The sequence below is a fragment of the Saccharomonospora glauca K62 genome, assembly GCF_000243395.2.
Taxonomy (GTDB): domain Bacteria; phylum Actinomycetota; class Actinomycetes; order Mycobacteriales; family Pseudonocardiaceae; genus Saccharomonospora; species Saccharomonospora glauca.
The window spans coordinates 1418401-1431306 of sequence record NZ_CM001484.1 but is presented as its reverse complement, the minus strand read 5'-3'; the positions used below and the strand labels follow the sequence as shown (position 1 = coordinate 1431306).

Below are 12906 nucleotides of genomic sequence, written 5' to 3'. Positions count from 1 at the left end.
CCGCGCCCGGCCGGGGTGTGCTGAACGGCGGGGCGGAGTGTTCGACGAAGGAGGGCGGGATGTCGGCGATCGCGATCGACGCCGGAACCTCGCTGATCAAGGCGGTGGTCTTCGACGACGAAGGACGCGAGGTCACGGTGGCGCGCCGCGCGACGGAGGTACGCAGGCCCCGTCCCGGTTGGGCGGAACAGGACATGCCCTCCGTCTGGGAGGCCGTGGCCGACGCCGTACGGGAGGTCCTCCCCGCCGCGCCCGACGGTGTCCGGTTCCTCGCGGTGACGGCCCAGGGCGACGGCTGTTGGCTGGTCGACGACCACGGCGAGCCCACCGGACCGGCGATCCTGTGGTCGGACGGGCGGGCGGCACCCTTCGTCGACCGGTGGCTGCGCGACGGGGTGGCGCAGGAGGCGTTCCGCGTCAACGGCTCGCTCGGCTTCGCCGGACTCCCCCACGCGATCCTGTCGTGGCTGCGGGAACACGACCCGGAGCGCGTCCGCGCCTCGGCAACCGCGCTGACCTGCGGCGGCTGGCTGTTCTCCCGGCTCACCGGCGTGGTGGGCGTGGACAGCTCCGACGCCTCCGTGCCCCTGCTCGATCCGCGAACCCGCTCGTACTCCTCCGAGCTGCTGTCCCTGTTCGACATCGAGTGGGCCCGCAGGCTGCTGCCGAGGGTCCTCGACGGCGCCGACACCACGGCGGGCCTGACCGCGCGGGCGGCGGACGACCTCGGACTGCCCGAAGGCACCCCCGTGGTCCTCGCGCCCTACGACGTGGTGTCGACGGCGCTGGGCGCGGGCTCCACCGAAGCGGGGCTGGCGTGCACGATCCTGGGCACGACACTGTGCACGGAGGTGTTCACGCGCACCCTCGACACCTCCGGCACGCCGTCCGGGCTCACCCTCGTGCCGGGCGCCGGTGTCGACGTCGTCCGCGCCTTCCCGACCCTGGCCGGGACCGAGGTGCTGGGCTGGGCGAGCGACCTGCTCGGCCTGGCCCACCCACGCCAGCTGAGCGACCTCGCCGAGCGATCCACCCCCGGCGACGACCTGGTGTTCCTGCCCTACCTCTCCCCCGCCGGTGAACGCGCCCCCTTCCTGGACACCGCCGCGCGCGGCACGTTCTGGGGCCTGAGCCTGGAACACGGACGCGAGGCAGTGGCTCGGGCCGTGTTCGAGGGCCTCACGATGGTCGTCAAGGACTGCCTCGCGGCCACGACGGCGGAGACCACCGAGCTTCGGGTCTGCGGGGGCGGCGCGAACAGCGAGCTGTGGTGTCGCCTCATCGCCGACGTCACGGGCGTGCGGGTCGTACGCCCCGCCGACGGCGAGGTCGGGGCCAAGGGCGCGTTCCTGGTCGGACTCGTCGCCACCGACGCGCAGCCCGACGTGACCGGCGCGGCGCGGCGATACGTCCACCTCGACCGCACCTACGACCCGCAGCCCGCTCTCGTCGACCACTACGCCGAGCGGTACGAGAGGTTTTCGGCCCTCCGCGAGATCTCCACCCGAGGGTGGCACCTCGGAACGCGATGACTGTCGACCGAGCTTCGACAGGAGTCCTCGACAGACGGAACGGAAAGATCTGACATGGCAACCAGCACGCGAACCCCGACCGGGAGCTACTCCCCCGTGTGGCTCGGCCTCGACATCGGCACCCAGAGCGTGCGATGCGTGGCCACTGACCGGACCGGGACCGTGGTGGCGAGCGCCGCGCGACCGCTGGACAGCGTCCGGGAAGGGCGACGGCACGAACAGGACCCGCGGCAGTGGTGGTCGGCACTCGTCGGCGCCTGCTCGGAGGCGATGGCGACGGTGGGCACCCGGTCGGTTCGGGGACTGTCGCTGTGCGCGACGTCGGGCACGATCCTGCTCGCCGACACCGACCTGCGTCCCCTCACCCCCGCGTTGATGTACGACGACGCGCGGGCGGCCGACGAGGTGGACCGCGTCCACGAGGCGGGTTCCGCGCTGTGGGAGTCGCTGGGGTACCGCCCACAGGCCTCGTGGGCGCTGCCGAAGCTGCTGTGGCTGCTGCGAGATCACCCGCCCACGAACCGGACCCGCCTGCTGCACCAGGCCGACTACCTCACGGGCCTCCTCGCCGGGCGCCTCACCGCGGTCGATTCGAGCCACGCCCTCAAGACCGGCTACGACCTGGACGGCGAACGCTGGCCCACCGACGTCGTCGACGCCCTCGACATCCCGGCCCACGTGCTTCCCGAGGTGGTGCGGCCCGGCACCCCGATCGGCGAGGTGTGCGCCGACTCGGCGCGAGTCACCGGTATCCCGGAGGGAACACCGATCGTTGCCGGGATGACGGACGGATGCGCCTCGGTGCTGGGGTCCGGCACCTTCTCGGTGGGGTCGTGGAACAGCGTGCTCGGCACCACGCTGGTGCTCAAGGGGGTCACGGACACCCGGCTACACGACCCGCTCGGCGTGGTCTACTCGCACCGCGCCCCGGACGGCAACTGGCTTCCCGGCGGAGCGTCCAGTGTGGGCGCCGGAGTGATCAGCGACCTGTTCGGCTCGGCGGACCTCGACCGGCTCACCGCACTGGCGTCCGACCGTCCTACCACAACACTCGTGACGTATCCGTTGGTGTCGCGCGGGGAACGGTTCCCGTTCGTCGCTCCCGAAGCCCGACGCTTCACCCTGGGCACCCCCGCCGACGAGGTGGACGCCTACGCCGCCGTCCTGCGCGGCGTCGCGTTCATCGAACGACTCTGCTTCGACTACCTCGACCTGCTGGGCGCGCCGGTCGACGGCACCCTCACCACCACCGGCGGAGGTGCCCGCAACGACTACTGGACCGAGGTGCGCGCGACCACGCTCGGCCGTCCGCTCACCGTGCCGAGCAACGCCGACCCCGCCGTGGGCATGACGTTGCTCGCCCGGTCGGCCGAGTCGTCGCTGGCCGAGGCCGCGCGGGAGGTCGTCCGCGACGCCGTGACCATCGACCCCGTGGCCGCCGACACCGACGTCCTCACCGAGGGCTACCTGGCGTTGATCGACGCCTTGCACGAGCGAGGCTGGCTGCCCACCGAACTGACCGACCACGCACACCACCGGAGCACGCGATGACCGAACTCGTTCTCGTCCGCCACGGGGAGACCGTGTGGCACCGGGACAACCGCTACGCCGGACGCTCCGACGTGGCGCTGACCGACCACGGCAGGCGCCAGGCGGAGGTGCTGGGCGACTGGTCGGCCACCGCCGGGCTCGACGCGGTGTGGGTGTCGCCGCTGTCGCGAGCTCGCGAGACCGCCGCGCCGGTCGCACGGGCGACCGGGCTCGATCCGCACGTCGATGAGCGGATCATCGAACTCGACTTCGGCCGCGCCGAAGGGCTCACGGCTCGGGAGATGGAGCGTGACTTCCCCAAGGCACGCGCCGCGTTCGTCGCCGACCCCGTGACGAACTACCTGCCCGGAGGCGAGGACCCGGCGCTGGCGGTCAAGCGGATGACAAGCTGCGCCGGCGACATCGTGCGCGCGTATCCGAGCGGCCGGGTGCTCGTCGTCGGGCATTCCACGGCCCATCGTCTGCTGCTGTGCCACCTGCTGGGGCTGCCGCTGCGCTCGTACCGCCGGGTGTTCCCAGTATTCCGCAATTGCGCCCTCACCACGGTGCGATGGGACGGGGAAGGACAGGCGGCGTTGCTGGAGTTCAACACCCCGGTGGAGTCCTGAACCGGGTCGCGGGAACACCCTCCCCGCGACCCGGTCCCGGATTCACCGCGCCTCGGCGTACATCCGCTCGAAGTTGTCGCGATAGGCGTCGTAGACCTCCCGCAGATCGGTCTCGATCATCGCTTCGTCGTTGCGCCGCAACGAGGTGTGGTTGAAGTTCGGGCTGCCGGTCAGCACCCGGCGGGCGTCGGCCTCACCGGACACCTCGCCCTCGACGATGAGGTACTTCGAGTGGATGCGTCCCGGCAGCTCCTCGCCGTCGTCGAGCGTTCGCGTGGTGATGCCGTCGTGGCTCGCCAGCAGGTCCGCCACCTCGTCGTCCACCGGACCGTGCACGATCCGCACCTGGCACCCCTGCTCGGCCAGTTCCACGAGCCGTTCGGCGATTCCCACGCGATAGTTGTCCCATTCGGACATTCCAATGCGGATGACGGTGTCGCCGTCGCACTCGACGTCGGCGAGGAAGTCCACGATCGGATCGCCCTGTGCCCTCGGGAAGAAGTGCGCCCGGACGAAGCCCTCGGGCATCTCAGTGGTGACGGTGCGGTAGTAGTCCTCGTCCTGCTCGTCACGGGCGAGGTCGGCGAAGTACGACGCGTAGGCCTCGTACAGCCGGTCGTTGCCCACGATCGTCGTGGCGTTGTTCCAGTACAGCGACGAGTTGAGGTCGGTGAAGTTGGCCGACGACTGCACCACCACGTTCGACCGGCCGCCCGTGCGCGAGAACAGGTAGAACTTGTTGTGGTTGCCCTTCGTCCCGATGCACGAGGACGTGTTGCCCTCGGGGGAGAGGTTGCCGCAGACGTGCAGCCAGGACGCCCGCGACTCGTCGGTGCCGAGCTCCTCGCGCAGGGTGGCCACGGCCGGGGTGTCGTCCTGCCAGCCGTCGAGGATCACCTGCACGTCGACCCCGCGCCGGTGGGCGTTCACCAGCTCGTCGGCGAAGTCCTGTCCCGCGTCACCGGAGATGACGAAGTGGGCCAGCCGGATGGACGAGCCGGGTTCGGCCTGCTTGACCAGCGAACAGACCTGCTCGACCACGCCGGTGGGATGCCCGCCCGCCGGGTCGTTGAACGCCGCGCCGGTACTCACCGGCACGGTGGGCGCGTCGGCGCACGGTCGAGGTTCGGGCTCGGCCGTGGCCGGTGGGACCGCCAGCAGAGAAACGGCGACGGCGGTGGAGGCGAATACTGCCCTGGCACGCATGGGACCTCCTTGTCCGAAATGAGCGCCGGATCCGCTCCCGATCGGGCTCCCGGTCGGGCTTCTCGGCGCGGCCTCACTGCCGGGGAAGCGCAGCACGGATCGGCTCCGTCGCGCGGGAAACGACTGTCACGCGGGCGGAGCGAGTTCGGCAGTGAACGTTAACGGGAGCGTTAACGCTATGTGTCGCGATCACCGCCGTCAAGCCTTCTTTTTTCCTTGGTCCACACCGTTGACTTCCCGAGCACGACCGGGTTAGCTTCCCTGCACAGCGCCACATGAGCGCTCACGTTAACGTTCATCCTCCCCTACGCCCTGTCTCCAGGAGCTGAAAAACGTTGGGTAACACCACTGACGCGAACCTGTCCGCGCAACTGCGGCGGGCCCTGCTCGACGCCGATCCGGCGTTGTCGCGGTACAACCCGCTGTCGCGCATCCTCGTCTTCGACCAGTTCAACTCCGGCACCCACGGCTGGACCGAGCTGATCGGCAACCACGACGGCAAGGGCGATCTCGACACCGTCGACGTCCACATGAAGGACTTCCGGCCACCGCAGCTCAGTTCCTGCACGTTCTTCGACACCGGAACCCACGGGGCGATGACCGGCACCTACGCCCTGAAGATCTCCACCCGCCCGCTCGCCGGGCACACGGGCGTGGCGATCCGCAGGCTCACCATGGCCAAGAAGGGCCTCGTGCAGTTCGAGACCTACTTCACCTACAAGGCCGAGGCCTCGTCGGAGGAGAACCGCGCCTTCGAGCAGGCCGGAGCGGGCAAGTGGGACGGCAACATCCACCCCTCGGAGCAGCAGTTCGGTGCTTTCACCATCGCCACCGACATCTGCGACGACCGCGGGGTGCGCTACCACAACGTGATCCGCTACCAGAACACCGATCTGGAGAACCGGTTCACCCGCCGCTGGATGTACCCGGTGGTGCCCGAACCGACGCCACGGGAACACCTGGAGGGCAAGGCCAACCTCGGCCCCACCGACGACTTCACCGCCCCGAACCCCGAGGACTGGCGCACCTTCGGCGAGCCGCAGTCGTTCTGCTACAACGAGGTTCCCACGAAGGTCAACTGGCACTACCTGCGCTGGCAGATCGACACCGAGGCGCAGCGCAACGTCGAACTGCAGGTCAACGACCGCGTCTACGACATGCGCGACATCCCCGTGCCCACGTACGCGGAGCGCTACGACTCGCTCGACAACCTGCTCAACTTCTACGTCAGCACCCGCACGCACACCAACGTCCGCAACTTCATGTTCCTGGACTCGGTGCTCATCTCGGTGGATTGGTAGGTCCTCATGCGACAGACACAGACAGCGGTTCTCGAACGTTACCGGGTTTTCGACGGAGACTTCGCCACCGAGCCCTTCGAGGCGGCCTGGGCCGGTGAGGCCCGCTGGTTCGTGCAGGTGCTGGAGGCCTCGAAGCCGACCACCCGGCTGAGCATCACCACGCAGATCTCGCCGGACGGCCTGCACTGGTGCGACGCCGAGGTGCCCACCCAGGTCATCGAGGGCACCACGCTGCACTCGTGGCCGGTGCGCGAGTTCGGACAGTGGCTGCGCATCAAGGGAACCGTCGAGGGCGAGGGGGAATCGGTGAAGGTGCAGATCTACCTCACGCTCAAGGAATGAGTTCCGGAGAATCCCATGGCAACCCCCTTCGACCGGCGTAGCTTCCTCAAGATCAGCGGCTTGGGTCTCGCCGGCGCCTTCCTCGCCTCCTGCAGCTTCGGAGGCGGTACCCGTGCCGGGGCCGAGGGCCTGCTGCGGGCGGCGTTCAGCCAACCGATCAACGACCTCGACCCCCACGGTCCCAGCAGCGTCGACGAGAGCACCCTGCTGGCGAGCAGGCTCGTCTACGACACGCCCATCCGGCGCAACGGCGAGAAACTGGAGCCGAGCGTCGCCACGTCGTGGGAGCAGACCACTCCCACCACGTGGGTGCTGTCCCTGCGGGACGACGTGACGTTCCACGACGGCACCCCGCTCACCGCGCAGGACGTCAAGGCCTCGCTGGAGCGGGTGCGCGACGCCGGGACGGCGCAGTCGGCGCTGTGGACGTCGGTCGTCGAGGTGGAGGCCACGGACGACCACACCGTACGGGTGGTCACCGACGAACCCCTGGGCACGCTGCCGGTGAACCTCACGCTCCTGTTCATCCTGCCCGCGGACAAGATGGACGGTGAGGGCTTCTTCCGCAAGCCCATCGGCAGCGGCCCGTTCCGGGTCGAGTCGTTCACTCCCTCATCCTCACTGGAACTGGTGGCGACGGACTACTGGGACGGCAAACCCGCCCTGGAACGAGCGGAGCTGCCGTACCTCCCGGAGACGTCGAGTCAGATCACCGCGCTGCGGACCGGCGAGCTGGACGTTCTCTGGCCGGTCCCGCCCGACCAGGTCCGGCAACTCGACGGCCGCGACGGCATCGAGTTGGACACGGTGTCGAGCTGGGCGTACTACTTCAACTGGTTCAACTGCGGCCGCGAGCCGTTCACCGACCCCCGCGTGCGCAGGGCGCTGTGGAAGGCCGTGGACGTCGCGACCATCGTCGAGAACCTGTTCGGTCCGGGCGCGGAGTTGATGACCGCTCCCATCCCGTCCACAGTGTTCGGGCACGCGCCCCAGCAGCCGTACCCGTACGACCCGGAGGCGGCCAAACGGGAGCTGGCCGAGGCCGGATACGGCGACGGATTCCGCACGTCGCTGATGTGGTTCTCGGGCACGGGTCCCCTCGCCGACGGTCTCGCTCAGGCGATGATCTCGGACTGGGCGAAGATCGGCGTCGTCGTGGAGGCGCAGAACGTGGAGAAGGCCGAGTGGCTGCAACGCCTCAACGACAAGGACTTCGACATGGACCTGCAGATCAACACGGTCACCACGGGCGACGCCGACTTCACGTTGGGCAGGCTGTACGACTCGGCGGCCGACCGGATGGGCTACGCCAACCCGGAACTCGACTCACTCCTGCGCCGGGCTCACCGGGAGTCCGACCAGGCCACGCGCGGCGAGCTGTACGCGCGGGCGTGCCGCATCATCTGGGACGACGCCGTCGGTATCTTCCCAGCTGCGTTGGTCAGCACCTACGCGCGGCGCAGTGAGGTGAGGGGGTTCGAACCCGTTCCGAGCAATCAGCCCGACCTGCGCGGCGTGAGGCTCGAGAACTGAGGGGAAGATCATGGTTGAGTCGCGTCGGGTGACGCTGAAGGACATCGCCAAGTCGCTCGGGGTGTCGGTCAACACCGTCTCCCGCGCGCTGGCCGACAAGGACAGCGTCAGCGAGGACACCCGAGCGAAGATCAAGGCGGAGGCCGCGCGTCTCGGGTACGTCCCGAACTCGATGGCCCGGTCCCTCGTGCTCGGCTCCGCCATGACCCTCGGCCTGGTGATCACCAACCCGTCGAACCCGTTCTACGCCCAGTTGATCAGCACCATCGAGCAGCGCGGCCGCACCCACGGCTACTCGCTCATGCTGCTGGTCACCGAGGAGAGTCCCGAGGTCGACCGGAAGGCCGCGGAGACCCTGCTGCGGTGGGGCGTGGACGGCGCGCTGGTCGTGCCCGTCCAGGGCGAGGGTGAGCACTGGGCCCGGCTTCCCGAGTCGGGCATCCCGATGGTCTGCCTCAACCGTGACTTCCCCGCACTCGACCTCGACTTCGTGGGGGTCGACTACCACCACGCCTCGTTCCAGGCCACTCGCCACCTCATCGAGGGCGGCGCGCGGTCGCTCTGCCTGTTGGAGGAGGACCTCCCCATCTCACCCGTGGCGGAACGGAGCGCCGGCTTCCGCAAGGCCCTCACCGAGGCGGGCATCACCTCGTCCGAGGACCCCGTGATCTCGGTCCCGACCCGACGTCGGGAGTCACTCGCCCTCCCGTGGGAACCCGCCGACGCCTACCGGTTGGCGCAGGACATCGTCAACCGCGGCGACCTCCCCGACGCCGTCATGGTCGGAAACGACTACTTCGCACTCGGTGTGTACCGCGCACTGACCGAAGCCGGTCTGCGGGTGGGCGACGACGTGCTGGTCGGCGGGTTCGGCGACCACCCGTTCTCCGCCTACCTCAGTCCGGGGCTGACCACCGTGCGGCTGCCCGCCGCGGAGATCGGCACCGCCGCCGTCGACCTGCTGCTCCAGCGCATCCGGGGCAACGACGGCAACGCGGTCGCGGAGAAGCGACGCGAACGGTGCGAGCTCGTCGTGCGGGCATCCAGCCGAGCCAGTAAGGGCACAACGACGTGATCATCTACATCGCACGCCGGCTGGGACAGTCGGTATTTCTCATCTTCGGCGCGATCACCATCGTGTTCGTGGTGTTGCGCGTCGTCTCCGGCGATCCCGCCTCACTCATGCTGGGAGCTTCGGCCACCAGGGAGGAACTGGAGGCGGCGCGCGAACAACTCGGTTTGAACGATCCCCTGTGGGACCAGTACGTCCGCCACCTAGGCGAGGTGCTGACCCTCGACTTCGGAGAGTCGTGGCGACTCGGCGGCGACGCGCTGTCGAACGTGCTGGAACGACTCCCCTCCACGCTCACCCTGGCGGGCTGGGCACTGGTGCTGACCGTGCTCATCGGTTTTCCGCTCGGCGTCTACGCCGCCCGCCACACCGGCAGGCTCGCCGACCGGCTGGTGTCGTACCTGTCGCTGGCGGGTCAAGCCCTGCCGTCGTTCTGGGTCGGCATCATGCTGGTGCTCGTCTTCGCCAGGATGCTGAACCTGCTGCCGGGCACCGCCGACGGCACGCCGGTGGGCGCGATCCTGCCCGCGTTCACGCTCGCGCTGCCGTTCGTCGGCTGGCTCGCCCGGCTCGTGCGCAACGGAACGCTGGAGGAGCTGGGCAAGGAATACGTCCGTACCGCGCGGTCGAAGGGCCTGCCCGAACACGTGGTGCTCAACGTCCACGTCCTGCGCAACACCCTGACCCCCGTGGTGACCGTGCTCGGTCTGGTGATGGGTAACTTCATCGCCGACGCGGTCATCATCGAGCAGGTCTTCGCCTGGCAGGGCATCGGCTCGTTGATGATCGACTCGATCGTCTACCGCGACTACGCGGTGGCGGAGGCGGCGATCCTGCTGATCGTTGTGTTCTACATCGGACTCAATTTGCTGGTCGACGTCCTGTACTTCTACCTCGACCCCAGAATCACCCTGGAGACCGTATGAGGTCCACGGCTGCCAAGATCGCGGGCGGAGTGCTGACGCTGTTCGCGCTCCTCGCGGTGTTCGGTCCCCTGATCGTCCCCTACGACGGCGTCGCCACCCGCGTCACCGACCGTCTGCTCCCTCCTGGAAGCACCCTGTCCGACGGCAGCTTCGCGCTGTTTGGAACCGACCAGGACGGCCGCGACGTGTTCGCGCAGTTCATCGCCGGATCTCGGGTCTCGCTCCTCGTGGCGGTCACCGTGGTCGTCGTCGGTGGACTCATCGGCCTGGTGCTCGGTCTGCTGGCCGGCTACTACGGAGGGTGGCTCGACACCCTCATCTCCCGCGTCGGCGACATGCAGCTGGCCTTCCCCAGCATCCTGCTCGCCATCCTCGTGGCGGGTGTCCTCGGGCCGAGCCTGCTCAACGTGATCATCGCGCTCGCGGTGACCCGCTGGGTGATCTTCGCCCGCGTCGTACGGGGTTCGGCGTTGACCGTCCGCAATCGCGAGTTCGTCGACTCGGCGCGGGTGATGGGCGCGAGCGACGTGCGGATCATGGCCCGCTACATCTTCCCGTCCTGCGTCCAGCCACTCGTCGTGGCCGCCACGATGCAGGTGGGCCTCACCATGGTCGCCGAGGCGGCCCTGTCGTTCCTCGGCCTCGGCGTTCCGCTCGACCAGGCGTCGTGGGGATCGACCATCGCCAACGGACGCGACTACCTCGACTCGGCCTGGTGGATCGCCACGGTGCCGGGAGTGGCGCTGACGCTGGTGGTGATCTGCGTCGGCGTGCTCGGGGACGCGTTCCGCGACAGCGCCGACCCGAAGAGCGCGAAGAACCGAAAAGCCACGGAGACCACGACGACCACGGCGGTGATTCGATGAGCACGCTACTGGAGGTGTCCGACCTCGCCGTCGCGTTCGGCGACGTGAAGGCGGTGCGAGGCGTGTCGTTCACGGTCGAGGCGGGGTCCTCGCTCGCGATCGTGGGCGAGTCGGGCAGCGGGAAGAGTCTCAGTTCCCTCGCCGTGCTCGGGCTCCTGCCGCCACAGGCTCGGGTCGTCTCGGGCAGCATCCGCTTCGACGGACGCGACCTGCTGTCGTGCACCGACGAGGAGTTGCGACAGCTCCGCGGCGAGGAACTGGCCATCATCTTCCAGGACCCGCTCAGCGCGTTGAATCCGTCGTTGACGGTCGGCTACCAGATCGGCGAGATCTTCCGTCGCCGCCGGGGACTCGGCCGGAGCGAGGCGCGGCAACGGGCGATCGAGGCGATGACCGAGGTCGGCATCCCGGACGCCGCCGCCCGCGCCGGCAACTACCCGCACGAATTCTCCGGCGGAATGCGCCAACGAGTCATGATCGCGATGGCGATGGCGCTCCAGCCGCGGTTGCTGATCGCCGACGAACCGACCACCGCGCTCGACGTCACGGTGCAGGCCCAGATCCTGAGGCTGCTGCGCCAGCGCCGCGAGGCCGGGCTCGCCCTCATCATGATCAGTCACGACCTCGGAGTCGTCGCCCGGACGGCCCAGTCGGTGGTCGTGATGTACGCCGGGAGGGCCGTGGAGACGGGCACGGTCGCCGACCTGTTCAGCGCCCCCGCACACCCCTACACCCGTGGGCTGATGGCGGCGAGCCCGTCGGCTCGGGACCCACGTCGCGCCATCCGCCCCATCGACGGCTACCCACCGGACATCACGTCGCCGCCGAGCGGCTGTGCGTTCCATCCCCGGTGCCCGTTCGCGCGGGAACGTTGCCGTACCGAGGAACCCGAACTGCGCCCCGTCTCGCCGGGTCGGACGAGCGCGTGTCACTTCGCGGAGGAGGTGGTGACCCATGACGAGCCACTCACGACCCGTGCTTGAGCTGGTCGACCTCGTCGCCGGCTACCGACAGCGGCGAGGCGCCTGGGGCCGACGGAAGGAGGTGCGCGCCGTCGCCGGGGTGAACCTGACCGTGTATCCCGGTGAGACGGTGTGTCTCGTGGGCGAGTCGGGCTGCGGCAAGTCCACCGTGGCTCGCAGCGTGGTGGGGCTGCTGGAACCGTTCTCCGGCGAGGTGCGCTTCGACGGCCGCGACGTGCGGACGCTGTCGGCCGCCGAACGGAAGCGGCTCCGCAGGGACGTCCAACTCGTCTTCCAGGACCCGTACGCCTCGCTCAACCCCACCATGACGGTGTACGAGTTGCTCAGCGAGGCGTGGCGTATCCACCCCGGACTCGTGGCGCGGGAGGACTGGGACTCCGAAGTCGCCTCGTTGCTGGAGCGCGTCGGGCTCAACCCGAGCCACGCTCGGCGTTACCCGCACCAGTTCTCCGGCGGGCAACGTCAGCGCATCTCCATCGCGAGGGCGTTGTCGGTGAGGCCCCGGCTCATCGTGTGCGACGAGGCCATCTCGGCGCTCGACGTGTCGATCCAGGCGCAGATTTTGAACCTGCTCGCGGAGCTGCAACGGGAGTTGGGGGTCGCCTACCTGTTCATCACCCACGACCTCGGCGTGGTCCGGCACTTCGCCGACCGGGTCGCGGTGATGCATCTGGGCACGATCGTGGAACTCGGCGAGGTCGCCGACCTCTACGAACGGCCCGCGCATCCCTACACACGGGCGCTGCTGTCGGCCGTGCCGAGCCCGGAGGACTGGCGTTCCGCGGAAACCGACGAGATCGTGCTTCGGGGCGACGTCCCGTCGCCGCTCGACCCGCCACAGGGTTGTCGGTTCCACACGCGATGCTGGAAAGCACAAGATCGGTGCCGGGTCGACGAGCCGCGACTCGTGGACCGCGACACCGATCATCCGGTCGCCTGTCACTTCCCTCTGGAGGCACTCGCGAGTTCCGCGGCGGACTGAAGGT

General features: G+C 69.1%; 12 protein-coding genes. 11 read left to right on the top strand and 1 reads right to left on the bottom strand.

Going from position 1 to position 12906, the window contains the following annotated elements; all coding sequences use genetic code 11:
* Positions 1 to 59: 59 nt before the first annotated feature.
* Genes SACGLDRAFT_RS06895 through SACGLDRAFT_RS06885 form a run of 3 tightly spaced genes read left to right on the top strand, consistent with a single transcriptional unit; the run spans position 60 to position 3691 of the window.
* Complete coding sequence (locus tag SACGLDRAFT_RS06895) at positions 60 to 1532, top strand: FGGY-family carbohydrate kinase (RefSeq protein WP_005463024.1); 1473 nt, start codon at positions 60 to 62, stop codon at positions 1530 to 1532.
* 54 nt (positions 1533 to 1586) lie between these two features.
* A complete protein-coding gene (locus tag SACGLDRAFT_RS06890; protein WP_005463022.1) occupies positions 1587 to 3083 on the top strand; it encodes an FGGY-family carbohydrate kinase in 1497 nt (498 codons plus the stop codon).
* Complete coding sequence (locus tag SACGLDRAFT_RS06885) at positions 3080 to 3691, top strand: histidine phosphatase family protein (protein ID WP_005463020.1); 612 nt, start codon at positions 3080 to 3082, stop codon at positions 3689 to 3691. Before SACGLDRAFT_RS06890 ends, SACGLDRAFT_RS06885 begins: the two co-directional genes overlap by 4 nt.
* Before the next feature lie 42 nt (positions 3692 to 3733).
* Here SACGLDRAFT_RS06885 and SACGLDRAFT_RS06880 read toward each other — a convergent pair whose 3' ends face one another.
* Positions 3734 to 4897: a phospholipase D-like domain-containing protein gene (locus tag SACGLDRAFT_RS06880; RefSeq protein WP_005463018.1), complete on the bottom strand. Its 1164-nt coding sequence runs from the start codon at positions 4895 to 4897 to the stop codon at positions 3734 to 3736.
* A gap of 335 nt (positions 4898 to 5232) precedes the next feature.
* Between SACGLDRAFT_RS06880 and SACGLDRAFT_RS06875 the strand changes: the two genes are divergently transcribed.
* The 8 genes from SACGLDRAFT_RS06875 to SACGLDRAFT_RS06840 are packed head-to-tail and all read left to right on the top strand — an operon-like array spanning position 5233 to position 12902.
* Positions 5233 to 6198: a DUF6772 family protein gene (locus SACGLDRAFT_RS06875; protein WP_005463016.1), complete on the top strand. Its 966-nt coding sequence runs from the start codon at positions 5233 to 5235 to the stop codon at positions 6196 to 6198.
* 6 nt (positions 6199 to 6204) lie between these two features.
* Entirely contained in the window at positions 6205 to 6540 is a 336-nt protein-coding gene (locus SACGLDRAFT_RS06870; protein WP_005463012.1) for a hypothetical protein, read from the top strand.
* A gap of 15 nt (positions 6541 to 6555) precedes the next feature.
* Positions 6556 to 8073, top strand: coding sequence for an ABC transporter substrate-binding protein (locus tag SACGLDRAFT_RS06865; RefSeq protein ID WP_005463011.1), 1518 nt, complete (start codon positions 6556 to 6558; stop codon positions 8071 to 8073).
* A gap of 10 nt (positions 8074 to 8083) precedes the next feature.
* On the top strand, positions 8084 to 9148 hold the full coding sequence (locus tag SACGLDRAFT_RS06860) for a LacI family DNA-binding transcriptional regulator (RefSeq protein WP_005463010.1): 1065 nt from the start codon (positions 8084 to 8086) through the stop codon (positions 9146 to 9148).
* Complete coding sequence (locus tag SACGLDRAFT_RS06855; RefSeq protein WP_005463009.1) at positions 9145 to 10071, top strand: ABC transporter permease; 927 nt, start codon at positions 9145 to 9147, stop codon at positions 10069 to 10071. The genes SACGLDRAFT_RS06860 and SACGLDRAFT_RS06855 overlap by 4 nt, the downstream gene beginning before the upstream one ends.
* Entirely contained in the window at positions 10068 to 10937 is an 870-nt protein-coding gene (locus SACGLDRAFT_RS06850) for an ABC transporter permease (protein WP_005463008.1), read from the top strand. The genes SACGLDRAFT_RS06855 and SACGLDRAFT_RS06850 overlap by 4 nt, the downstream gene beginning before the upstream one ends.
* Complete coding sequence (locus SACGLDRAFT_RS06845) at positions 10934 to 11920, top strand: ABC transporter ATP-binding protein (RefSeq protein ID WP_005463007.1); 987 nt, start codon at positions 10934 to 10936, stop codon at positions 11918 to 11920. The genes SACGLDRAFT_RS06850 and SACGLDRAFT_RS06845 overlap by 4 nt, the downstream gene beginning before the upstream one ends.
* On the top strand, positions 11892 to 12902 hold the full coding sequence (locus SACGLDRAFT_RS06840) for an ABC transporter ATP-binding protein (RefSeq protein ID WP_005463006.1): 1011 nt from the start codon (positions 11892 to 11894) through the stop codon (positions 12900 to 12902). Before SACGLDRAFT_RS06845 ends, SACGLDRAFT_RS06840 begins: the two co-directional genes overlap by 29 nt.
* The last annotated feature ends 4 nt before the right edge of the window (positions 12903 to 12906 follow it).

Coding starts and splice junctions, on each gene's coding strand:
- SACGLDRAFT_RS06895 (WP_005463024.1), top strand. CDS start 60: ATGTCGGCGATCGCGATCGACGCCGGAACCTCGCTGATCAAGGCGGTG.
- SACGLDRAFT_RS06890 (WP_005463022.1), top strand. CDS start 1,587: ATGGCAACCAGCACGCGAACCCCGACCGGGAGCTACTCCCCCGTGTGG.
- SACGLDRAFT_RS06885 (WP_005463020.1), top strand. CDS start 3,080: ATGACCGAACTCGTTCTCGTCCGCCACGGGGAGACCGTGTGGCACCGG.
- SACGLDRAFT_RS06880 (WP_005463018.1), bottom strand. CDS start 4,897: ATGCGTGCCAGGGCAGTATTCGCCTCCACCGCCGTCGCCGTTTCTCTG.
- SACGLDRAFT_RS06870 (WP_005463012.1), top strand. CDS start 6,205: ATGCGACAGACACAGACAGCGGTTCTCGAACGTTACCGGGTTTTCGAC.
- SACGLDRAFT_RS06865 (WP_005463011.1), top strand. CDS start 6,556: ATGGCAACCCCCTTCGACCGGCGTAGCTTCCTCAAGATCAGCGGCTTG.
- SACGLDRAFT_RS06860 (WP_005463010.1), top strand. CDS start 8,084: ATGGTTGAGTCGCGTCGGGTGACGCTGAAGGACATCGCCAAGTCGCTC.
- SACGLDRAFT_RS06850 (WP_005463008.1), top strand. CDS start 10,068: ATGAGGTCCACGGCTGCCAAGATCGCGGGCGGAGTGCTGACGCTGTTC.
- SACGLDRAFT_RS06845 (WP_005463007.1), top strand. CDS start 10,934: ATGAGCACGCTACTGGAGGTGTCCGACCTCGCCGTCGCGTTCGGCGAC.
- SACGLDRAFT_RS06840 (WP_005463006.1), top strand. CDS start 11,892: ATGACGAGCCACTCACGACCCGTGCTTGAGCTGGTCGACCTCGTCGCC.